The organism is Streptomyces lateritius (assembly GCF_014649715.1).
Classification (GTDB): Bacteria; Actinomycetota; Actinomycetes; order Streptomycetales; family Streptomycetaceae; genus Streptomyces; species Streptomyces lateritius.
This window is the reverse complement of record NZ_BMTO01000023.1, coordinates 43,955-66,373: the sequence shown is the minus strand read 5'-3', so window position 1 is coordinate 66,373 and position 22,419 is coordinate 43,955. Positions and strand designations below refer to the sequence as shown.

Sequence of the window (22,419 nt, the reverse complement as noted above, 5' to 3'; positions counted from 1 at the left end):
CGCAGGCCAGGTGCGCGAGCCGGTCGACCGTCGAGCCTCTGGCTGATGCCGGCATCCGTCGTTCGCTCAGGTCCTGCGTCGGCGAAGGTGGGTATCCCCGATGTGCGAGGCGCTGAGCACGCTGTCGGGTGGGGTGATGCGTGCAGCGAGGGTGACTCCGCTGTCGATCCGGGTTCGGCGGCCGATGGTGATGCCGGGGCCGAGGGCGATGTTGTGGCCGGTCTGGGTGCCGTCGCCTATGAGGCCGCCGAAGCGGATGGTTCCCGAGCGGTACAGGCCGTCGGGCGCGCGCATGATGACTTCGCGGTCTGGTCTGGTCATGTCGTCGCAGAGGTTGATGGCGGCGACGGTCACGGATGAGGAGAGGTGGGCGTCGACCCCAACGAGTGTGCGGTTGAGACCGATACGGTGGCCGAGGACGGTGCCTTCGCCGACGTAGGCGTGAGTGACCTCGCAGTTGAAGCCGACCGAGACGCCGGCGGCGAGGACGGCACGGTTTCGTACGGTCGTGAACTCGTGGACCTTCACGTGAGCGCCGATGATGACGTCGTCGCCGACGATCGCGGTGGGGTGGATCTTGGCGGTCGGGTGGATGCGCTGGTCACCGAGCCGGACGAGGGCGGCGGCATGCAGGTCGGGCCAGAGGGTGAGGAAGTCGACGAGCTCGTATCCGGCGAGGTCACCGTATGGGGTGTGGGCCACCTGGCCGCGGGTGGCGCTGCGGATGTAGTCGCCAAGGTGGATGGAGACCATGGCGCGCGTTCCTTTCGCGTGAACGGCAGGGGTCGCGTTGCGGCTAGCATCGCGGGTTTCGGGGTGTTGCTGGGTGGTGGACGGAGTGGGTTGTGGCGCGACCGCGTGTGGGTGTGGCGGTGCTGACGATGGGCTCGAGGCCGGCTGAGCTGCGGGCGCTGCTCGATGCGGTGGCCGAGCAGGAGGAACAGGCGGTCCGGGTCGTGGTGGTCGGCAACGGCACCGGGTCGCTGCCCGAGCTGCCGGAGGGCGTGACAGGGGTAGAGCTGCCGGAGAACCGGGGCGTGTCTGGCGGGCGGAATGTGGCAATCGAGACGCTGCGCGCTTTCGGTGACGTCGATGTTCTGGTGGATCTGGACGACGATGGGCTGCTGATCGATACGGACGTCTTCCAGCGGCTCGCCGACCTGTACGAGGCGGATCCGACTCTGGGCATCGTGTCGTTCCGGATCGCCGACGAGAGCGGCGAGACTCAGCGCCGCCACGTTCCTCGACTGCGGTCGAAGGACCCGATGCGCCGGGGTGAGGTGACCACGTTCCTCGGCGGCGGGCATGGCCTGTCGATGCGGATGCTGGAGGAGATCGGCGGCTGGCCGGAAGCATTCTTCTTCACTCACGAGGAGACCGATCTCGCCTGGCGGGCGCTCGATGCCGGCTGGAGGGTGCTGTATGAGCCGGAGCTGCTGCTGCAGCACCCGAAGACGAGCCCGGCCCGGCATGCCGTCTACTACCGGATGACAGCCCGCAACCGGGTGTGGATGGCCAAGCGGAACCTGCCGGCCCCTCTCGTGCCTGTGTACCTCGGGGTGTGGACCCTCCTCACCGTGGCCCGCACACGTTCGCTGCCAGGCCTCAAAGCATGGTTCGGCGGGTTCCTAGAGGGTGTGCGTGTGCGCAGGCCGTGCGGGGTGAGGCGGCCCATGCGCTGGGCCACGGTGTGGCGCATGACCCGCCTCGGACGCCCGCCGGTCATCTAAGGGCTGTCCCGCAAGTGCGGCCGTGCCGTGACCTGAGACCGGCTCGATAGGGTCAGGGCCACAGCCGACGGAAGAGGATCGTTCGATGGCGACGTACGACCAGCTGACCGAGTGGGCCGGTCTGGGGCATGTCACGCGAGCCGGACGGGACGTGGTGGCTGGCTGGCGGATCCCGGGCTTCATGAAGGCACAGCTCGTCGAGGTGGGCATCCCGGTAGCTCCGCGCCTCATTGAACGAGTCGTGATGCAGAGCGAGGCTGAGCCGTCCCTGCTCACGTCCCGGGGCCCGCTCTACCGTCTCACCGAGCAGGCGGACCCCGATGATCAGGCCGAGCGGTCATGGTTCGGCGTCGAGCCGGAGACCGGGGCGGTCTACTTCGTCATGCCGGATGGGCAGGCATGGTTCGCCAACTCGGGTGTCGGCGTGTGGCTCGACGTCCTTCACTGTTACGGCAGTCGAGTCACAGCCTCTGAGCTTCTCAGCGAGCCGGACGGTCCCGAGGAGTACTTCTCTGAGGAGGAAGAGCGGGCCTTCGCGGAGCTGAACCGGCTGGCCGAGGAGCTGAAGGAGATCGACCCGGCGGCCTTCAACGGCTACGAGGGGTTTCTCTGGCCAGGGCTCCTGGACCGCTGGCTCTACTGACCTCGGCTCGGTAAGGTCACGGGCCGTATGCCTCCGGGCGGGCAGGGATGTCAGGCCCGTCGCTGAGATGCTCTTCTTGTGGGGGCTGTGATCACGGCGTCGGAGCCGTCATGGATAACGCCGTACTCCGGGCTGAGTCCGAAGCAGTTCGGGAAACTGATCACCATGCTGCGGCGCGGAGGCCCGCCCGTGGTTTGCAGGGGCCGTCCGTGGAGTCTTCCGCTGGAAGACCGGGTTCTGCTGGTCGCCGCGTACTGGCGGACGAACCTGACCTTGCGGCAGCTGGCTCCCCTGTTCGGGATCTCGAAGTCGGCCGCAGGACGGATCGTGAGCCAACTCGGACCCCTGCTCGCGCTGCGACCGCGGAGCCGCTTCCGCAGAGACACGGTGCTGATCGTGGACGGCACCCTGGTGCCGACACGGGACCACAGCGTGGCGGAGCAGTCCAAGAACTACCGCTACTCGACCAACCACCAGGTCGTCATCGACGCCGACTCACGCCTTGTCGTCTCCGTCGGCCGGCCCGTGCCCGGCAACCGCAACGACTGCAAGGCATGGGAACTATCCGGAGCCAAATACTCGGTCGGCAACACCACCGTGATCGCCGACGGCGGCTACCGCGGCACCAGCCTGATCATCCCGCACCGCCGAGAACCCGGCCAGAGCGAGCTGCCGGCTTGGAAGGAAGCCCACAACACCTCCCACCGCAAAGTCCGCGCCCGAGTCGAGCACACCTTCGCCCGCATGAAGACCTGGAAGATCCTCCGCGACTGCCGACTGAAAGGCGACGGCGTCCACCACGCCATGCTCGGCATCGCCCGCCTCCACAATCTCGCCCTGGCCGGATAGCGGATCTATGCCGCTGGCTGATGAGGAGCACGTCTGAGATCACTTGCGGAACCCTCAGCAGCGTGAACGCGGGGGCTATTCGTCGAAGTGTCGCCAGGGGAAGTCGTATGCCCGCAGGGGGGCGAGGGTTTCGCGGTGGCGGGCTCCAAACGCGATGACCGCCTCGGTCTCATCGGAACTCACGCTCGCCAGCAGTCCGAGTGCTGCGTAGAACACGTTCCCTTCGTAGGAGGGAAGGAAGGGGCTGAGGGGGACCGGGCGCAGGAAGCTCCACAGCGGTTCGAGGCGCTCGATAGGTATGACGAAGGTCCAGGCTCTGAACGGCGCGATGCCGCAGGCTTCGTTGAGGGTGAACTGGAGGAGAAAGCGGCTGAGGTGTTCCGCTTCGAGGATCGTCTCCGGGTCGTCGTCGAAGTGCGGGTCCTCGGTGAGCCAGACAGGGGGGTCGGCGTCCTCCCGGCCGACTTGGGACGGCCAAGGGATCGACCAGTCCCTGACCCACTGGTTATCGACCGCGAAGACCAGCTGACTGCCGTGCGGCCTCGTGATGTGCTGCGGGCGCAGGAGCATCGGGTTGCTGAAGCGGTAGAGGGCCGGACGCACGCGGGCAAGGCGGTGAAAGGCGGCGAGAGCCCGCGGCAGAAGCGCGAGGACGTCGTCCGTGGGCGCATCGGGGTTCGGCGGCGCGTCTTCGGCCGGGTACCACCCCAGAACCAGCATCTCCAGCGCGCGTACGGGGTCCGTGTCGACGTGGTCGATCCAGTCGACGGGCAACAGTGACCCGGCGGCGGACGTGACAGGACAAGGCGTATGCCGGAGCGACGAGGCGAAGGCCTTCTGGATCGCTTCAGCGCAGTCCGCTGCCGTGCCGTTGCCGAAAAGGCCGGTGTCCCAGGTACCCATGCTGATCTCCTTGCGTGCGTTCGCTCGCATCCTGACATGAGGTACCGACAACACTCACGGGTCAAGCGGGACGGCGGCCGAAGATGCTCCGCGACTGCCCCCTCAAGGACGAGGGCGTTCTCCACGCCATGCTCGGCTCGGCATCGCCCGCCTCCACAACCACGCGCCTTCGCCGGATGAGGAACAGCGCCGATATCCGAGCGACACACCGTAGATCGTTTACGGGACAGCCCTTAGGCCGCCGCGCTCTCCTCCATCCACTTCGGCAGGGCGGCGGGGTTCTTCCGCAGCCAGGCGACGTACCGGGCGACTCCCTTTGCTAATCATTCATGGCCTGCATGTAATGGGCATCCTTCACTAAGGGGAAGTGGGCGAGTGCGCAGAACTCACACAGCGATCATCGCTGTTGCCATGACGATCGCAGCAGCGATTTCCGGTCAACCCAGCGCGGGAGCGGCGGATTCCGCTCCGACCACGGTCACGACGCCGCCGCGCATCGTTGACGCTGACCACCCCGTTTCAAGGGTCGGCGCCAAGGTTCCGATCGAGAGCCTGCAACGACTGAAAGCAAGGCCCGCCAAAACGCCGACCCTCCCCACTTTGACCGAGCACGGGCAAGTGACGGCAAAACGAACGGGTGCCACGTACGAACGTAACCTCGACCACTACAAGGATGGCGTTCCCTCTGGACGTATGGACGTCGCTTACGATCCAGTCAACGATTGCCGGGCGTTCCTGGACAGCAAAGTCGGCAAAAAGGTTGTGGATCGGTTCCGTTACTGCTCTGTCTCGAGATGGACCTACAATCACGTTGAGGTCGCGACCGGCAGGGTCCTCGGGACGGCTACCTATTTGCAAACTATAGCTGGTCAGGCCCCGCAGGATCGTCGAGAAATCTACTATATGGTCAACCTTGGGTTCTTCGATATCCAAGGAACGGTGCCCAAAACAGGCCCACTTGAGGTATCGGGTATTTCTTCGGGCTATCGCGGGGCGGACGGCTCCAATGTGGCCTGCGAGGTAACTAACAGCGCGACCAATCCGCAGATGCTCGGCCAGTGTCTGGCAAACGGAAACGTTGTTGCTACGATCGTCTTCGATCAGAATAAATCTCTGGGGTATGGGCGGGACTTCTTATCGCGCTGCGGCGTGGCAACGAGCACGTGCGTCGGCAAATATTGCGGAGAATTCACTGACGCTGACACGTCCATCAGGTTCGACTCTGCCAGCTACCTCGAAGGCGCCAGTGGCGGAGTTTTCGATGCCGCCGCCCCAAAGATACTCTACGACCCTAGGTCGGCCGCACACGGTGCCGTTGCGACCCAATCATGACAGCGTATGCCTACCCCGAATTAACGCACCCCAAGGTGGCCGGAAAATCTATCCCGGGATGGGGGGATAGGGGGGCCCTGACTCGGCTATATGAAGGCTGGGACGGGGCAGCTAAGCTACAACGGCAGAAGAACATCGTGGCGAAGGACAGGGCCTGCGCTCGCATAAAGCCCGCCAACTCGACAGGTCTGGATTGCGATGAGTTTCCGTTTGGGTCGACCTACGAAGGCCCGGCCTACGGCATGCACTTCTCGGTCAAGTACCTCGATCTATCGCAGAACCGCTCTGCAGGCGGGAGTCTGGCGAGCTTCTACTCGAAGGAGCGAATCCTTCACCGGGACGCCTTCAACGTGATGATCTTGTGGAACCCGGCGGATGGGCCGCCCCCCGGATGGCCGGGAGCGTGGCCTCCTCCCGGCTGGCCAGGTGCGTAGCCAACCTCGTATCTGAGGCTGAACCCTCGCCAGTGCCCCGCCTCACCCTGAGGTGGGGCACTGCCACACGCGGATGTCATACCGTTCAGATCCTGCAGCGTCGGCCTTGGCACACCGCCAAACGCTCACCTGATACTCGGCTCCCTCTGGAAGTACCAAGACAGGGCCCGGCTCCCTTCCCTCCACGTTGACGAAAGAAAGCTCTCTCCCAGGCGCCCAAATGCGGCACGTTCCAAGCCAGGTACCTCGCCCCTCGGGCACCGGCGCCTCCCAGACGGAAAGCGCGATGGAAACATCCCCCGCAGAACCTGATGTAGGAATGCCGATAGCCTCCCCATTACCCGTAACTGCGTCTCCTTCAGGAATAGCACTCACGATGTCAGCACCAGGCCCGCTACCGGCCACGAGCCAAAACTCGCTGTGCGACACCCACAACTCGTCAAATACCACGTCCCAGGGTTGCCTGTCGGGGTACAAATCGGAGTTAATCATCGACTCAGGATCCATGGTCACGATCGTATCGAGACGCGCCCCCCAATCCCTATAGCCTTCGAAAGCAGTTGGGACTACCGACCACCTCATGCCGCCCGCCCGAGGTCTACGAAGGCAGCGGTTCCAGCTGAACCGCTGAGCGCCGTAAGCGCTGCGCCAACTCGGCGCCGATGCGATCTCGTCCAGGTCAGCCACTCGGCGAACCTCGGCCTCTGTGCCGCATATAAGCGTGACTGGGATTGGAGCGACGCGTTGGTCATGGTGGCGCTGTGCACGCCCGTCGCCTCACGGCGGGTCGCCAAGATCGGTGTTGGTAATCGGGGAACCACCTCGAGGCTCGGCGCCGTTGGACCGGCATACCAACTGATCGACAAGCTCGTCCAGTCCGCGAAGGGCGAGACCCGCCGCAGCCTCCTGCGTGTCGGAGGTGGATCAGCGCGCGGCGTCAGATGCGGTGCATTGCAAGCGGAGGGTCGTCCTCCTACTGGGCGTATTCGGGCGATCCGACAACGCGGCGAGGTGCCGTAGCTGTCGTCGCGCGCCCTCCGGCGATGTCCCCTCCCCGCGCGGCCGCCGTCGCCCCGGTCCCCTCCGCCGCCCGGCCCCGCTCGCCGCGCCGGTTCGTGACCGCCGCCCTACGCTCGGGGCATGCAACGCCGCCCGATGCACATGTCTGCCGAGGCCCAGGACGCTCTGCGCACCGCGCTGGAGGAACTCCGCGCGGAGCTGAAGGTCCCCCTGAGCTTCCCCAAGCGCGTACTCAAAGCGGCCGACAAGGCCGCGCGTGAGGCGCGCTTGCCCGACAAGGACGCCACCCACCTGCCGTTCTTTACAATCGATCCGCCGACCTCGAAGGACCTCGACCAGGCCATGCACCTGGAACGGCGGCCCGGTGGCGGCTACCGCGTGTACTACGCCATCGCGGACGTGGCGACCTTCGTCAGGGCGGGCAGCCCTCTGGACATCGAGGCGCACGACAGGATCGAAACGCTGTACTTCCCCGACCTCAAGGTGCCCCTGCACCCGCCCGTCCTCTCCGAGGGTGCGGCCAGCCTGCTGCCGAACAAGGACCGCCCCGCCCTGTTGTGGCAGCACGACCTCGACGCCCACGGCAATCTGACCAACTCGTCCGTGAGCCGGGCCATGATCCGAAGTCGGGCCCAGCTCGACTACGCCGGCGCCCAGCAGGCCATCGAGAACGGCACGGCGGAGGAGTCCCTCGCCCTGCTGCGCGAGATCGGTGAGCTGCGGGAGGCCGTCGAAATCGCGCGCGGCGGCATCTCGGTGAATCTGCCGGACCAGGAGGTCACCCTCGAGGACGGATCGTTCCGGCTGCGCTACGTGGCGGCGCTGCCGGTCGAGGGCTGGAACGAGCAGATCTCCCTCATGACCGGGATGTCCGCGGCCCAGATCATGCTCGACACGGGTACCGGCATCCTGCGGACCCAGAAGGAGCAGGCCGATCAGAACGTGATTAAGCGCCTGCACGACATCGCGAAGGCCCTGGGCATCGTCTGGCGGCCCGGCATCTCGTACGCCACGCTGGTCCGCAAGCTAGATCCCCAGAACCAGCAGCACATGGCCTTCCTCACCGAGGCCACGAGCACGATGCTCAAGGCGGAGTACACCGTCTTCCGCGACAACCAGAAGCCGGCGTACACGATGCACGCAGCGATCGCGGCCCCGTACACCCATTGCACGGCTCCGCTGCGGCGCCTGGTCGACCGGTACACCGGTGAGCTGTGCGTGATGGCGTGCGCGGACAAGGCCCCGCCGAACTGGGTGCTCGACGCCCTGTCCTGCATCCCGTGCGACACGGCACGGGGGAAGGGCGGCCTGGCGGACCGGCAGACCGTGGACCTGGCCGAGGCCGCGGTGCTCAAGGACCGCGTGGGCGAGGTGTTCGACGCCGCGGTCATCGACACCGATGCGGAGCGGGGCAGGCCGCGCGAGGGCAAAGTGTTCCTGGCCGACCCCGCTGTGCTGGCCAAGGTCGTCTCGACCAACGGCCTGGATCTCCAGCTCGGATCCAGCATCAGGGCCAGGCTCAAGCAGGCGGACCCCGCCGCGGACGAGGACAAGGTCCTCTTCACCGTGCCCTAAGGGGTGTCTCCCGTAAAGATCTCGGAGCCGCCTCGGGCATAGCGGGCCATCGTGCCACCTGCGACCTATCCGGCGAGGGCGAGGTTGTGCATCCGGGCGATGCCGAGCATGGCGTGGTGGACGCCGTCGCCTTAGAGGCGGCAGTCGCGGAGGATCTTCCAGGTCTTCATGCGGGCGAAGAAGCTGCTGGCCGCGGTTGCGACGGTGCGGGATGACGAGTCCGGTTCCCGGGTAGCCGCCGTCGGCGATCGTGAGGGTCTTGCCGACGGCAGCCTTGGCACCGGACTCCTCCCATGCCTTGCAGTCGTTGCGGTTCCCGGCGAGCGGTTGGCCGACCACGACGACCAGGCGGGTGTCTGCGTCGATGACGACCTGATGGTTGGTGGAATACCGGTAGTTCTAATAGGTCATCGGCGGCCCCGAGCGCGTAAGCGCAAGGGGTGCCATGCGAGGCGGGAAACTGCTTGCGTTTCAGGACTGGATCCACCTCGCACCTTGCCCTGCCGGGCGGAGACCTTCGGTAGTTCCGGGACCTTGATCTCTCGTCTAAGACCGGTCCCGCTCGGCAGGAGCTCGGATCAGCGGTTTTCATGTCCTCAGCCCGCCGACAGGGGCCACCTCTCAGCAGTTCGCGAGCCCATGAGCTCTCCAGCAGACCGAGGTCCCTGTCGGTCTGCTGGAGACACGAACGGCTCATGAGATGGCGTGCCTGGAGCACTTCTATTAGAGCGCCGCGTGCTCCGCGTGGGTTTGACCTGCAGATTCGTACGGAGGCACCGGCTTGAACAAGATCTTTTGCGGCATCGACTGGGCGGAGGGACACCACGACATAGCCCTGGTCGACCAGGACGGAACCCAAGTGGCCAAGCTACGGATCAGCGACGACAGCGCAGGCTTTCACGCGCTGATGGAGCTCCTGACCCGGCACGGTGACAGCGCAGAGGATCCGATTCCTGTCGCCATCGAGACACCGCGCGGGCTCCTCGTCGCCGGCCTGCGGGCCACCGGCCGTGAGATTTACGCGATCAACCCACTGGCCGCAGCCCGCTATCGCGATCGTGGCAGCGTCTCCCGAGCCAAGTCCGACGCGGCACGCCCGGGTTCTGGCCAACATCCTGCGCACCGACCGACACGCCCATCGTCCCTTGCCCGACGACAGCGAGGTGGGGCAGGCCGTCGCCGTTCTGGCCCGCGCTCATCAGGATGCAATCTGGGACCGGCAGCAGATGATCAACCGGCTCCGGTCACATCTGCGCGAGTACTACCCAGCCGCCCTTGCCGCTTTCCACGGCGCCGGCAAACCCGGACTCGACTCACCACGCGCCCGCGTGATCCTGACTGCCGCACCCACGCCGGCCGACACCGCCAGGCTGACCCGCAGCCAGCTGCGCGCGCTGCTCAAGCGCGGCGAGCGTCCACGCTGCGGAATCGAAGCCGAGGTCGAGCGGCTTCGGACAGTCTTCCGCGCCGACTACCTGCGACAACTGCCGCAGGTCGAACAGGCTCTGGGACACCAGACAGTGGCGCTCGTCCGACAGGTCGACGCCGCCTGCCTCAGCGTCACTCAGCTTGCGGCGGCGACGGAAGAGGCATTCCTCGCACACCCTGATGCAGGCATCATCACGAGCTTCCCAGGGCTGTCTGTATTGTCCGGGGCACGCGTCCTCGCCGAGATCGGCGATGACCGCGAACGCTTCACAGACGCCAAAGCCATGAAGGCATACGCCGGAGCGGCACCTGTGACGCGAGCTTGCAACTCAACACCAGCGACCTGCATGTCCTACCCCCTCTGGTGCCCGCCCTATAACGCGCCGCGATGCTATCGGGTGGCTCCGACAAGCCAGGCACATCACCCCGACCGCTGGGGCTGGACGTGACGCCGCCACCTCACCGAGTTGACCTCCAGCGACATGAGATGTCTTGGATCGCTCGACGATGGTGTGGTCGCGGGTGGGGACCAGGGTGCCGTCCACGATGAGAACGGTGTCCTTGGCGAACCGCTTGCGGGGCCGGAGCGCGAGCAGGGGGCCGAGGTGATTGACGACTCGGCCAGCCGTGGACTTCGAGACGCCAAACAGCGGAGCGAGCTGCCTCAACGTCAGATTGGTACGCCAATAGGCCGTGACCAGCAACACCCGGTCCTCCAGCGGCAGGCTCCACGGCCGGCCTCGGTGGACCAAATCTGCTCCATCACGCCGCAGCGTGGTCAGCAGCTTGCCGAAGCAGCGCGGGCTCAGCCCCGCGAACGGGGTCATCCAGACACCTCACGGCGCCAAGCCGTCAAGTCGGGACAGCGGGCACGAGCTCACTGTTCGATTTCGAGGGTCCTGCCGGTGGTCACCAGAGAGCGTCCTTAGTGTGGCCTCGGGCGAAGTCCCATGGGGCGGGTGCATTGGCGGCCGCGTACTCGTCTGCGATGCCGAAGACGCTCCCGCATCCTGGGCATTCCGCTTGGCCAAACAGGTGCATCAGGCCCCAGGCGAGCCGTTGCTGGCCATCCCGTACGGCCGACTCGTGCAACATCCTCCCGGTGCCGGTCAGCTCGTGCGGGACGGCCGGCCGGAGCGGGACCTGGTGGACATCCCCCAGATTCCAGTCCCGGATCGAGGAGTAGCAACCGTAGTCGCCGACCGCGATCGTCACCGGTGCGTCGCAGTGCGGACAGGCGACAGTGACGAAGGAATCAGCGAAGTCATCCAGGGCCTCGAACCACAAGATCTGGCCGTCGAACGCGAGCATGGCCCGCAGCCGGCTCAGGTAGATCTTTCCGTCCAGGCCAGACCGCAGTCGGGCGGCGGCCATGGCGCGAAGTTCGGCCAAAGTCGCCTCACAGCGGGCGACTTCTTCGTCGGCGCCGTGAGGTTGAAGGAGGCCACTCGCTATGGCTCCGGCCAGATCGAGCGCCCAGTCCCCGGCGTCCTCGGTCTTGGCGATGTCCGCCAGCTGCGGCAGTGCGGCGATGCTCGCCGGGGTGATCGTCCCCTGGTGGCACAAGCGCCCCCAAAGCCAGTCGATGGCCTCCTGGTCACGACCGATGGATCGGTCCAGCAGCCTGGGTATCGCGTGTGCCGGGCCGTAGGCGTCGTGGAGTGTGGACCAGTCGATCATCCGGTGATTCAAGCACGCTGCGGAGCGATCTCCGGGGGCAGTGAGTCGTGAGCGGGATCACCTACGCCACCGCCCACGCTGGGGCCTGCGGCGCCGTTGAGGGATGACTGCACGGATCCCGCGTCGGCGGAGATGGCTCCGGATCGCGCGGGACGAGTACGCCCGGTCCGCCAGCACGGCGTCCGGCCGGGCCCTCGGTCGTCCCGGCCCGCTTCGCGGAACTCGGATGCCGACGAGCAGGGCCCGCCGACCGCGCCGACGGAGCGCCCAAGGGGATACGAGCGGCCGTGAATAGAGCCCTTGCCCTGCCGAACCGGCAAGAGCTCAGTTCCTTTACTCCCACAGGAATGGGCACAGCCGAGTGCTAGCTGCGCACCGAGCTCGTCGGCCACCGCCCCGAACCACTAGGGTGCTTCTTTCGGATCTTCGTCCCGAGGGCCGGGGGCTATACAGTGCGCGGCGTGGACATACCCGACTGGTTCGTCTGGATCGCTCTCGGTCTGGCCGTCTTGCAGACCCTCGCCCTCGTCCCCGTCATCCGCCGGCTGCGCGGACCCGACCCCGCGGTGCGCTCAAAGGCGCGTCTCGACCTGCTGGATACCGTCGGCAGCATGCTGCTCCTCAGCGGCCTGCTACTGGGCCTCGTGGTGGCGGAATCCTGGTTCTGGCTCACCCCCGCCGGCTTCGCGCTCGTGACCGCCGTCTATGCCGTGAAGGGCGTTCACCTGCTCCGCGCCCGCCGCCGTCCCACGGCCTGATCCGGAAGACAGGCCCTAGCCGGGTCCTCCTCGTCGACACCACCCACCCCCGCGTCCAAGCCCTCTACGAGAGCTGGGGCTACCGGAAGATCGGCGAACGCCAGCCCTTCGCCGAGGCATGAACGGCCCCTGTCCGGTTCCTTTGTATAAAGGGAGGCCGCCAGTCAGCGCTTGATGCGGCCGCGGACAGCGAGGACGGCGAGCGCAAGAAGCGCGGGCTCCAGGAGACGGGAGGTCATCTCGATGTAGGTTCCGGCAGTGGTCAGGTCCTGTCCGCTGGAACGGAATACCACCGAGTTGAGCGTGACGCTCAGGGCCTTATCGAAGCGTTTGCCGGTGAACCTCTCCCCGCTTGGGTTTTTCGGGTCCTCCTTGTCGATCGTCAGGGTGACCTTGCCTCCGCCGGCCGGGACGGTGCCCGTCGCCTGCTGTTTCGGCGAGCCCTGCGGGAGACCGAAGCCCATCAGGAGCACGAGCGTGACGAGCATCGAGGCAGCCAGCCAGCCGAGCGCTCGGGAGGCGCGCAGACCGTAGCCGGACAGCAGCCAATAGGCCCACAACAGGCCGCGCTCACTTCGAGTGGTGCTGGTGCGGTCGTGGCGGCGCATCTCGCACTCGCCGTAATAGAAGTCGGCCGCTCCCGGCTCGTTCTTTCCGTCCTCGAACGCCTTGCGCAGCTGCCGGTAGGCCGCGGCGACATCCTCTGGGTCCGGGGTGAGCCCGGGGTCTGGGTGGTGCGGTCCAGGACGCCACTTTCGCTTTGAAGGTGTCTGCCCGGGAGGCGTCTGGGGCTGGCCGGCGCTCTGGGCACGCCAGTGGTGTTCTTCGGCCAATGCACGGCGGCGGGTCCAGTGCACTGGTCGTATGCCGTTGCGGTGCCAGCCAGTCGGCGTGAATGCGAAGGTCGTGCGGCCTTCCAGCCGAAGCTGGTCGAGGTGGAACGCTCCGGAGAACTGGCAGTCGGTGAGATCGGTGTCTGTCAAGACCAGGTGTGCGGCGTCTACGCCTTGTACCGACATGACCTGCACCTCGGCGGGTCGGCTGGACAGCTTTGTCTCGTCGGGGCGTCCACCGTTGGCTACGAATTCGACGGGATGGGCGGTGACAGCCACGGGTGCGGACAGCACGGCATCGGTGAGGTCCACCGTGGCGTAGCGCAGACGCAGGGTGGCCGTCGAGTCCCACCGGGTCCGCTGGCAGAGCAGCTGACTCGCTGCAATCTCCATCGTCACAGGCATTTCGAACACAGCACCGGACAGGTTCAGCGTCCGGTCGCACACGACCGGACCCCATCGCCCAGACGCCCCGAACTCCGCCATGGCGAACTGGGCATCCATCGAAAACTTCGCCCCGCCAAATACGACGGAGCCGGAGAATCTGGTTTGGCGGAACTCCGCTCGCCCTTCGAACCATGCCCACGGGAACCGGGCGCGGCCTTCGAACTGTGTCTCGACGAACCGCGCGGTCTTGGCGAACCAAGCCTGATCAAACCAGGCGCCGCCGGAGAAGCTTGCTGCGCTGACGATGAACTCTCCGGAGAACCGTCCCCTGTCGAACCAGGTGGTCCCGGCGAACCGGGCGTTGAGGAAGTCTGCCCGCCCGGAGAACTGGGAGCTCATGAACAAAGCGTCCTGGGCGAACTGAACCCCGTGGAAGTGGGCATCCTCAGAAAACCGTGTGTACGCGAACCTGCCGGGACCGAGGAACTGCGCCCCATCAAATCGGGTAAATCCGGCAAATCTGGCCCGATCAAACACCGCGTGGTCGTCGAACTGTGCCCCGGAGAACAGAACGACCGCCGAGAACTTCACCCCGGCGAACCTGGCCGTTCCGGAGAACTGTGTCTCGCCGAACCGGACGTCTCCGAAGAACTCTGCCCCCTCGAAATCGGCGAAGCCGAACAGCGCGCCACCGAACGATGCAGCGTCTGAGAACTGTGCTCGGTCGAACCGGGCGTCCGCAGAGAACTCCGCCCCCTCAAACCCTGCCTCTCCCAGAAACTGAGTGCCTTTGAACTGGGCGTGGCCGGAGAACCGGGTCCGCTCGAACGCCGCGACGCCGGAGAACTGCGCGTCGGCGAACGTGGCTGGGCCGAGGACGGGTATACCGGTCGAGTCCCGTACCGCTTCGAGCAGAGCGGACAGGAGCGCCGGGGTGAACGGGGTACCGCTGTGATCGACGCTGCTTCCCGCAGCGAGGCTGTTCAGATAGGCGTCGCGATCCGTGTCGGAGAGATGCGCAAGGCACGCTCCATGGCTGGAGACGTGAATACCGCGGCAGCCAATGGGATCAGCGGCGTCTGCGCCGTGCCCGCAGTGCGGCCAGGACGGGGGAGCCGGTATGGGCGTTGGGGACGTGGTCATGCTGCTGTGACTCCACAAATGCGGGATGGGCGCAGGCGGGCGAACTCGCTTGTCGAAGGACTGCAGAGCCCGAACGGTCAGCCGTCGGCCTGTCGCCAGGCGCTGGGCACCGTGCCGGGCAGGCGGTGGGCGATCTGGTGTTCTCCCTTGGTGCAGCCCGCGAAGGGCCCTGCCGAAGGGCGTAGCTCCCGCATGCAGGGGTCGAGGTGGTCGCGGTGCCACACCGAGGGGCCGGTGTAGCCGCAGGTGGCGGGGTCGGTGAGCTCCTGCCAGGCGAGCCAGAGGGCGTGGAGGCGGGCGATGGCGACGGGGTGCTCGAACCACAGGTGGCACCAGCGGGCGTCGGCGGAGGGTTCGGCGAGGTAGCCGGGGACGAGGACGCCTTCCACCCACTCGATCAGGGCACGCAGTTCTTCGTCGTACTGCGGTGAGTCGAGCAGGAGGATGAACGGCGGGTACTGCCATTCATCCTCCGCCTCAAGGGCATCTTCTGCTTCCTCACCCTCCTGCTCGTCGTCGGCTGAGGCCTCGCCTTCCGCGCCGGCGGCGTGCTCGGTGAGCCTGTTGACCTGGGTCGTCAGGGCTGCGATCTGTGCTTTGAGGTCCTCGATGTCCTCGAACATGCCGACCGGCACGTCGAGCTTTGGCACCTCGTCGGGTTCATCGGCCACGCCGGGCTGCCTTCCGCTCCTCGTACGCGGCGACGGCTCGCTCGGTGATGGCCTTCTCCTCGGCCTTCATCTGCGGGCCGATGTGGGCCATGACCTCCTCGGCGTACCAGGGGCGCAGGGCGATCTGGGCGACGGGCATGCCGGTGGCCATGAGCAACGCGGTGCCCTTGCGCATGGCGCGGATCTGGGCGGCGTCGAGGATCTGTTCGCGCTGCTCGGAGTAGCTGCGGCTGTGACCGTCCTTGCTCTTGGAGAAGGAGCCGCGCTCCACGCTGTGCATGCCGACCAGGGTGGCGATGTCGCCGGCGAACTTCGCGTCGTCCAGGCCGACACCGATCACCTTTTTCGTCGCGGCGGACCACATCGAGTCCATGCCGACCTCGCCCCACGCCTTCACGCCCTGCCGGTAGCTCTGGAGGATGACGAAGGGCGTGATGCCGCGGGAGCCGAGGTGGCTGTAGAGGTCGGGCAGGTCGGCGATGCGGCAGATGTTGGCTGCCTCGTCCAGCACCGCGCGCATCGGCTCAGGCAGGCGGCCGCCGTGTTGCTCGCCCGCCTCGGCGCCGGCGGTGAAGACGGCGTCGGCGAGCGCGGCCACCACCGCGCTGGCGGGGCCGCCCTTCTTGCTCAGCAGGTACAGGGTGTCCCGGCTGGTGGCGAAATGCTCGGGGTCGAACCGCGGCCGGTGCTTGTCCGGTGTGACCCAGGCGAGGGTCTTCTCGTCGCGCAGCGCGCTGACGGCAGTGCGGGCGTTCTGGTAGATGCCTGACTGGGTCTCCTCGGCGATGTTGATCGAGGAGTCGACCTGTTCGGCGAGCACGGGCTCGTGCTCGTAGAGGACGCGCAGCGGGGCCTTCTCCTTGGGGTCGGCCAGCCATCGCATGACGTCGCGGACGCTGCCGCCCTCCCACCAGGCGGCCCGGAACAGGCCGACCAGGAGGTCTCCGGCGGCCTGGGACCAGAACGGGTCGGCCTGCTCCGAGGTGATCTGGGTGACGAAGTGGGAGGCGAGCCGTTCGGCGCCCTCCAGCGTCTCGGCCTGGGCGATCATGTCCCACCACATGTCGCGCTTAACCTGCGCGACCCCCTGGGTGTCGAGGATCCACGCGTGCCCGACCCTCGAGCGGGAGGCGAGCGTGGCGGCGTAGACGTCTGCCTTGTTGGACGTCATCAGCAGGCTCGCCGGGGCTTCCTCGGCCACCGGGATGGCCAGGGACGTCGACTTGCCCGCACGGGGCGCCATGATGGCGACGTAGGTGTCCTCATCCGAGCCGCGCAGCTCCACCCCGGAGGGCAGGTGGTCGCCGAGCAGGACGCCACGGTCGCGGGCCGGGATCTTCTTGGGCTTGCGGTCCTTCAGGGAGGCGCGTAGCCGGGTGGCGGTGCGGGCCGCCGGCTTGGGGGTGAGCTCACGCACCTGGTAGAGCGTGGCGAGGTCGGAGGGGTTGCGGAACCAGCGGAAGGCGACGCGCAGGCCCCAGACCACGAGGGCGACGACGGCGACGTCGAGGAGCCCGGCTCCGACGGCCGAGGCGGTCTGGGAGTGCGGCCAGGTGGCAGCCCAGTCGGTGGTCATGCGGTAGACCGTCAGTGGGGAGGCGGGCGCCGCTTGTTCACCGGTCAGGACGGCGCCGGCAGCGGCCCCGGCCCAGGTGGAGGCGGACAGCGTCACCGCGCCCCCGAACAGGATGCCTCCGGCCAGCCACGCCCGGTCGTTCTCCGTCATCATCGGCTGCCGCCCCCCGTCGTCGTCGCCCGGCGCTGGTTGGTGTCCGTGCGGTAGAGCCGCTTCTCGGTCGCGGTCAGCTCCAGGGCCGACGCGATGCCCGGGCGGGTACCGATTTTGATCAGGTACTTGCCGCGGCCCGGGTGCCGGGCGCCTTCTTCCTCGGCCAGCGGCTGGCCTTCGCCACCCTCGGCCAGGACGGTGGGGTCGATGTCCAGGCCGGTGGACGTGGCCGACGACCAGGAGCCGATCATCATGCGCTCCTGCTCGGTGAGGGACCTCTTGCCGGTCACGCGCCGCAGCTCCTCCTCGGAGGACGCGCCGATTACCCACGTGTCGCAGCGGTCCATCAGGCCGCGCGCTTTCGCGCGGTCCTGCTCGGTGGGCAGGGCCTCGACGTCGAGCAGTGAGTGCGTGACGTAGATGGTGACGTCGTCCGTGGTCCTGTTGAGGCGGCTGATCGCGTCCATGGCGTCGACCAGTCCCGGCCCGGAGCGCAGGGCGCGCCACATCTCGTCCATGGGCAGGACCAGCTTGCGGTCCATCAGTCCGATGGAGCGGGCTGAGTCGATCGAGCTGTAGGTGTACGCCCACGTCGCGATCATCCCGGCGGAGACGACGTCGTTTCCGCGGGCCCGCAGGGCGGAGATGTCGACGGAGACGGCGGGCGCGTTGATGTCGAGCGGAGTGGTGGTCGGTCCGTCGAACAGTCCGCGCAACGGGCCGCCGATCAGGTTGTCGAGCCCGGCGATGACCGAGCGGGTCAGGTCCTGGTAGCGGTCGCCGTCGGCGGTGAGCTTGTTCCGCAGCTCCTCCGGAGCGGCGCGTAGCACCTGAACGACGTCGGAGACGATCGGGTCGCTGCCCGAGGCCTGGGCGGCGGAGGCGACGTGGACTGCCGTGTCCAGGGCGGAGCGCTCGATCTCGTCCGGCGTCCGGCCCAAGCCGTGCTTGGTGGACAGCAGCGCGACCAGGGTCTCGAGCCTGCGGCCGTTGAGGACGTCGAGGAGCGCCTGGCGCCGGTCGACGGGCAGCGACTGCACGCGGCCCTTGAGCGGGCCGGAGTCCAAGGGGTTGAGGCGGCCGATGCCGTCACCGATCCGGACCACGGATCCGCCGAGCTCGCTGATCAGCGTGCTGTACTCGCCCTTGACGTCGCCGGGGACACACACCATGTGCCCGTACGCGGAGTACACCAGGCACACCCGCTTGACCAGCGCCGACTTACCCGCGCCCGGCTGCGACATGACCCACATACCAGGGTTGGTCGTCAGCTTGCCGGTCCAGCCGGACGGGTCGATGCACACCAGCTCCCCGGTCAGCACGTCCCGCCCGACCGGCACACCGCGCGGCGGCAGCCCGGAGCCGAGGAGGAAGGGGTAGATGCCGCCGACCTGAGTGGTCGGGCCGGTGTAGACGGTGCCCGCGTCCTCGACCGGGGCGCGGCCGCCGAACCGGCCGCCCCACCCCCGCCGGGGGGCGAACCGTGCCTTCAGTTTCTTCTCCGCCCGCCGCTCCTCGCGGGTCGGGGCCTGCTCGGCGGCCCGCACCACGCGCTTGGGCGTGGTCACCACGGGCGCCTTCGACTTGCGTGCCATCCTCAGTCCTTCACCAGCGGGTGGTAGCCCAGCGGCAGGCCGGCTGCGAACACAGCGGCCTGAGCTCCGTACGCGGGGCGCAGGCGGATACTCCGCATCGCCTTCTCGGCCCGCTTCAGTTCCTGGCGGGCGGCGGGCAGTTCGGCGGTGCTGCGGGCCGTGACCGTCACCATCAAAGTCCAGTCGACAACCTGGGAACCACCGGCCACCTGCGCTGCGGCCTTCTCCGCCCGCTGGGCATCCGCCTTCTGCGACCACTTCGCGCGGCCCTTGATCTCGGCGGTCATCTGCGCCTGATTCTGGGCGTGGCTGATCTCCCGCTCCAGCACCGCCTCCCCCTCGTACGGGTCGAGCACCCGGTAGGCGAGGGTGATGCGCCGTTGGAACCGGCCCGGGGCCAGCAGCGGCAGCAGCACGCTGTAGGGGATGGGACGCCGCGGCATCTCCCGCAGCACCCAGGAGATGGACACCCCGCCGTCGTGCGCGTACTCCTCCCAGCCGTCGTCGGCGGCCTGCGGCCCGCACTCCACCCACGACAGGTCCGCGAACTCGGCGTCGCGGGCATTGAAAACGTCCGGGTCGTACGCGCTGCGCACCAGGCGGCGCAGGTCGATGTCGGTGGCGCGGCGCTCGATATCGGTGCCGGTGCCCGACAGGTCGAGCGAGTCGACGACCTTCAGCGCTTCGGCGACCTGCTCGGCGAGGTCGACCGGCGGGTTCGCGGACGCGTTGGGGTCGACCGTGACGGACATCCACGGCGCCACGCTCGCGGTGGCGTGCGGGGTGGTGCGCACCAGCTCGTCGATGATCTGCTTGGCCAGCTTCGGCGCGTTCGGGTCCTGACGGGCCTTCACGTCGTCGCCGAGGGCCTCCCCCGCGCCTGGGGTGATCTGGATGGTCACCGACGCGCCCTTGATCTGCTCGTCCGTGCTCATCGCGTCCAGCACCGACGACCAGGTGCGTAGGGTGCTCTGCACGGCGCCGGTGGGGGCCATCAGGCTGCCGCCGGGGGCCAGCAGCGTGCTGATGGTCATGCGTCCCGTCGCCCGGTCGTGGACGACGCCGACGGACTTGCCCGTGGTCGGGTCGTGGGCCCTGATCAGCGTGGAGGAGGCGCCCACGCCCGGCAGATCCAGGGCGTACGGGTGCGGCAGCAGCAGCCGCCGGTAGGACGTCGCGTCGATCTTCGCCGCCCTCCGCCAGGAGAACTTCGCCCAGTAGTAGGCGAGAGCGGACATGCCGTGGCGGCGGGCGGCTGCGAGGCCGAACACCACGCCGGTCACCGGCAGCGTGACCAGCAGCGTGATCGGGGCCTGCGTGGCGATCAGCCCGTCCGCGACCAGGACCATGGCCGCGATCATCGTCGCGCCCTTGGACAGTCCGCCGAAGCCGAACGACCGACGGGCCCGGAACCCGTCGACCATCAGCGTCTTGGGCACCTCATGCGTACTCACTGCTCGTTCCCCCCGCCCACCGCTCCGCTAGCGCCCTGGATGGTGTCGTTCACACCGTCCAAGACCTGGATGCCCGCCGCGGCCATCGCACCGGCCGGGCCAGCGGTGGTCGTTGCGACCCCGGTGGCGTTCGACGTGCCGGTCGCGGTCTCGCCGACACCGGCGCCCACGGCTTCGGCTTCCGCACCGGCCTGGGCGGGGATCCTGGCGCTTTCGTTGCGGGCGGCCTGGGCCTGGGCGTCGCTGCCCGCCTCGCCGTCTTCGCCCCCGCCGCCCTGGCTGCCCATGCTCTTCTGGACGTACTGGGCGTGGTCCACGGCACTGGCCGGCTCCCCACCACCGCCGCCACTGCCGCTGCTCTTGCCGCCGAAGTAGTCCGCGGCAGCGGCCAGTGCGGGGCTCATGCCGCCTGCGGCCATTCCGCCGCCGACCGCCGCACCGAACGGCGCGAAGATCTTCATCAGGGGGCCGGGCGCGAGAATGCCGAGCAGCAGGGTGGCGCAGCCGCGCAGCCATTCCGCCAGCGTCACGGCTTCCCCGAACTCGGCAAAGCCGGTACAGATGATGATCGCCAGGAGGGGCTTGTAGGCCACGATGACCAGCCCGCTCGTGATGAGTTTGGGCGCCCACTGGCGGGTGGCATCTCCACCCGCCCGCCCGGCGCCGGCCACGGGCAGCAGCAGACAGATGATCGGGATCGCGCTCTGCCGCAGGAATACCGTGATCAGCTGGACGAACCCGATGAGGAGCAGCACACCGCAGACGCCGCCGACGAGGATCGGATTCGCGATGCCCTCGGGCATCATCACCTTGATGACGCGGTCGTAGGCACGGTCCTCGGTGTTAAAGACCTTCTCTACTAGCCCTGCGCTGAGGACGTCCCCGACCGTCAGCAGGAGTGCGAACATCCCGACGCCGATGGTGGACAGAACGATGTTCTCCACCCAGCCCGCCATCGCCCGCCCGGCGTGCTTGACCTGCCCGGTGACCGCCATCTTGCCGAACTGCCACATCATCCCGGCGGCGGCGATCAACAGGCCCAGCCACGTCAGCATGCCTGCGAGAGTGGCCTTCTGCCCGCCCCACAGCCCGGTGGCTTCCAGGTCCACTGACGGCCCTACCAGTGCGACGGTCAACACCTTCTTGACCATCCACTTCACGACGTCCTCGGACGACACGATGGCATCGCCCAGAACGCTGTCCCAGACCGCGTCCCACTCCTCCTTGACCTCGTTCCTGACGGCCTCGCCCACCGTGTCGCACAGTTCATCGGAGCCGAGACCGGCGATCAGTCCCGCAGCGGGTCCCATGATCGCCCCGATGGCCGCACCTGCGTTGGCCTGGCACATGTCGTTGATGGGCCCGTCGGCGGCCGCAGGCTGCGGCGCGGCCACTGCCAAGCCGAGCAAGGAGACCAGGGAAAGGAGGAAGGCGGCCAGGCGGCGCCTCACGATGCCTCCCTGATGGCCGTCCACCCAGACCGGTTGAACTCCGCGTCTCCCGGTGCCACCATCTCCGGCTTCGTCTGGCTCTGGGCGTCCTGCAAAGCGCGCTGGGTAGCGGCACTGGTGATCTTCCAGTCGCCCTCCCGCCACTGCACGCCCATCACCGTGCGGGTGTAGGAGCCCTTCTCCTTCTCCAGCTCCCCGGCCTTCTGGGTCACGCGCGACAGCACCCACATGGTGACCTCATCGGGCGTCTTTCGCAGGATCTTGTAGCCGACCACGTGATTGCGCTGATACGCACCGGCGGGCAGCGGATGGCCCGGTGTCACACCCATAGCCTTGGCCAAGCTTTTGTCCGCCTGCATCGCGGCCAGCTCGACCTTCTCCGCGTTCTCCGTGGAATGGTCGACCTTGCCGATGTACGAGTAGTAGATACGCAGCTGCTCGTCGACTGTGGTCCTACCGTTTTCCATGGTGGTGGAGTTGGCGGCCGCCAGCATCGCCGCAGCGCCCTCGGCGGTGTGCGGGAAACCGACCTCGCTGCCACGGTCATCGGTGCGCTTCCCCCGCGGAAGCGCCGCCCACCGCTCCGGCTCCGTCCAGTCGTCCGGCACCGAGTACGACGGCGCTGGACTGGCCGAACTGGGCGCGCTCGCGCTCGGCCCGCCCTTCGCCGGCGTCTCTGCACCGCCGTCGTCCCCGCTGAACAGGGCGTAGCCCGTCAGCATCGCTACGGCCGCAGCCGTTACGCCCGCGGCCCACGCGCCCTTGGTGTTCCAGGTCCCCCTCGTGCGTGACATGTCAGCCGCC

17 protein-coding genes and 5 pseudogenes are annotated in these 22,419 nt (G+C 67.6%); 9 read left to right on the top strand and 13 right to left on the bottom strand.

Annotated features, from left to right (window positions below):
• Positions 1-66 precede the first annotated feature (66 nt).
• Entirely contained in the window at positions 67-753 is a 687-nt protein-coding gene (locus IE136_RS33190) for an LbetaH domain-containing protein (RefSeq protein WP_189602329.1), read from the bottom strand.
• A 92-nt stretch (positions 754-845) separates the two neighbouring features.
• On the opposite strand from IE136_RS33190, the gene IE136_RS33185 reads away from it, so the two are divergent.
• The 3 genes from IE136_RS33185 to IE136_RS33175 all read left to right on the top strand — a co-directional run bounded on the left by IE136_RS33185 (position 846) and on the right by IE136_RS33175 (position 3,222).
• Positions 846-1,730 (top strand): glycosyltransferase family 2 protein, encoded by an 885-nt coding sequence (locus IE136_RS33185; protein WP_189602328.1) that lies wholly within the window; start codon positions 846-848, stop codon positions 1,728-1,730.
• An 85-nt stretch (positions 1,731-1,815) separates the two neighbouring features.
• The gene (locus tag IE136_RS33180; protein WP_189602327.1) at positions 1,816-2,373 is read left to right on the top strand and encodes an SUKH-4 family immunity protein; all 558 of its coding nucleotides are present in this window, start codon (positions 1,816-1,818) and stop codon (positions 2,371-2,373) included.
• 78 nt (positions 2,374-2,451) lie between these two features.
• A complete protein-coding gene (locus tag IE136_RS33175) occupies positions 2,452-3,222 on the top strand; it encodes a transposase (protein ID WP_189602326.1) in 771 nt (256 codons plus the stop codon).
• A 75-nt stretch (positions 3,223-3,297) separates the two neighbouring features.
• Here IE136_RS33175 and IE136_RS33170 read toward each other — a convergent pair whose 3' ends face one another.
• Positions 3,298-4,125 carry a hypothetical protein gene (locus IE136_RS33170; RefSeq protein ID WP_189602325.1) on the bottom strand — a complete coding sequence of 276 codons (828 nt, stop codon included), beginning with the start codon at positions 4,123-4,125 and terminating at the stop codon, positions 3,298-3,300.
• Positions 4,126-4,536: 411 nt separating this feature from the next.
• On the opposite strand from IE136_RS33170, the gene IE136_RS33165 reads away from it, so the two are divergent.
• The 3 genes from IE136_RS33165 to IE136_RS33155 all read left to right on the top strand — a co-directional run bounded on the left by IE136_RS33165 (position 4,537) and on the right by IE136_RS33155 (position 8,486).
• Positions 4,537-5,457 (top strand): hypothetical protein, encoded by a 921-nt coding sequence (locus IE136_RS33165; protein WP_189602324.1) that lies wholly within the window; start codon positions 4,537-4,539, stop codon positions 5,455-5,457.
• The gene (locus IE136_RS36920; RefSeq protein ID WP_373309198.1) at positions 5,454-5,891 is read left to right on the top strand and encodes a NucA/NucB deoxyribonuclease domain-containing protein; all 438 of its coding nucleotides are present in this window, start codon (positions 5,454-5,456) and stop codon (positions 5,889-5,891) included. The genes IE136_RS33165 and IE136_RS36920 overlap by 4 nt, the downstream gene beginning before the upstream one ends.
• 1,140 nt (positions 5,892-7,031) lie before the next feature.
• Positions 7,032-8,486, top strand: coding sequence for an RNB domain-containing ribonuclease (locus IE136_RS33155; protein ID WP_189602322.1), 1,455 nt, complete (start codon positions 7,032-7,034; stop codon positions 8,484-8,486).
• Positions 8,487-8,651: 165 nt separating this feature from the next.
• Here IE136_RS33155 and IE136_RS33150 read toward each other — a convergent pair.
• Positions 8,652-8,885: pseudogene (locus IE136_RS33150) on the bottom strand (transposase); the annotation flags it as partial.
• Positions 8,886-9,267: 382 nt separating this feature from the next.
• Between IE136_RS33150 and IE136_RS33145 the strand changes: the two are divergent.
• Positions 9,268-10,237 (top strand): annotated as a pseudogene (locus IE136_RS33145) (transposase); the annotation flags it as partial.
• Positions 10,238-10,405: 168 nt separating this feature from the next.
• On the opposite strand, the pseudogene IE136_RS33140 reads toward IE136_RS33145, so the two are convergent.
• From IE136_RS33140 to IE136_RS33130, 3 genes and pseudogenes are all read right to left on the bottom strand, one after another.
• Positions 10,406-10,741 (bottom strand): annotated as a pseudogene (locus tag IE136_RS33140) (transposase family protein); the annotation flags it as partial.
• Between the two features lie 82 nt (positions 10,742-10,823).
• Positions 10,824-11,594 carry a hypothetical protein gene (locus IE136_RS33135; RefSeq protein WP_189602321.1) on the bottom strand — a complete coding sequence of 257 codons (771 nt, stop codon included), beginning with the start codon at positions 11,592-11,594 and terminating at the stop codon, positions 10,824-10,826.
• Between the two features lie 90 nt (positions 11,595-11,684).
• Positions 11,685-11,828, bottom strand: a pseudogene (locus IE136_RS33130) (IS5/IS1182 family transposase); the annotation flags it as partial.
• Between the two features lie 227 nt (positions 11,829-12,055).
• Here IE136_RS33130 and IE136_RS33125 point away from each other — a divergent pair.
• Both IE136_RS33125 and IE136_RS36220 read left to right on the top strand, forming a co-directional pair.
• The gene (locus IE136_RS33125) at positions 12,056-12,352 is read left to right on the top strand and encodes a hypothetical protein (RefSeq protein ID WP_189602320.1); all 297 of its coding nucleotides are present in this window, start codon (positions 12,056-12,058) and stop codon (positions 12,350-12,352) included.
• A 23-nt stretch (positions 12,353-12,375) separates the two neighbouring features.
• Positions 12,376-12,474: pseudogene (locus IE136_RS36220) on the top strand (GNAT family N-acetyltransferase); the annotation flags it as partial.
• Between the two features lie 42 nt (positions 12,475-12,516).
• On the opposite strand, the gene IE136_RS33120 reads toward IE136_RS36220, so the two are convergent.
• From IE136_RS33120 to IE136_RS33090, 7 genes are all read right to left on the bottom strand, one after another.
• Positions 12,517-14,715, bottom strand: a complete 2,199-nt coding sequence (locus IE136_RS33120) for a pentapeptide repeat-containing protein (RefSeq protein ID WP_189602319.1) — start codon at positions 14,713-14,715, stop codon at positions 12,517-12,519.
• Positions 14,716-14,792: 77 nt separating this feature from the next.
• Positions 14,793-15,386, bottom strand: a complete 594-nt coding sequence (locus tag IE136_RS33115; protein WP_229819417.1) for a DUF4913 domain-containing protein — start codon at positions 15,384-15,386, stop codon at positions 14,793-14,795.
• Entirely contained in the window at positions 15,376-17,115 is a 1,740-nt protein-coding gene (locus IE136_RS33110) for a type IV secretory system conjugative DNA transfer family protein (RefSeq protein ID WP_189602318.1), read from the bottom strand. The genes IE136_RS33115 and IE136_RS33110 overlap by 11 nt, the downstream gene beginning before the upstream one ends.
• On the bottom strand, positions 17,112-18,710 hold the full coding sequence (locus IE136_RS33105) for a putative type IV secretion/conjugal transfer ATPase (protein WP_189602317.1): 1,599 nt from the start codon (positions 18,708-18,710) through the stop codon (positions 17,112-17,114). The genes IE136_RS33110 and IE136_RS33105 overlap by 4 nt, the downstream gene beginning before the upstream one ends.
• Positions 18,711-18,712: 2 nt before the next feature.
• Positions 18,713-20,164 carry an SCO6880 family protein gene (locus IE136_RS33100; RefSeq protein ID WP_229819414.1) on the bottom strand — a complete coding sequence of 484 codons (1,452 nt, stop codon included), beginning with the start codon at positions 20,162-20,164 and terminating at the stop codon, positions 18,713-18,715.
• The gene (locus IE136_RS33095) at positions 20,161-21,615 is read right to left on the bottom strand and encodes a hypothetical protein (protein WP_189602316.1); all 1,455 of its coding nucleotides are present in this window, start codon (positions 21,613-21,615) and stop codon (positions 20,161-20,163) included. The genes IE136_RS33100 and IE136_RS33095 overlap by 4 nt, the downstream gene beginning before the upstream one ends.
• A complete protein-coding gene (locus tag IE136_RS33090; RefSeq protein ID WP_189602315.1) occupies positions 21,612-22,409 on the bottom strand; it encodes a hypothetical protein in 798 nt (265 codons plus the stop codon). The genes IE136_RS33095 and IE136_RS33090 overlap by 4 nt, the downstream gene beginning before the upstream one ends.
• Between the last annotated feature and the right edge of the window lie 10 nt (positions 22,410-22,419).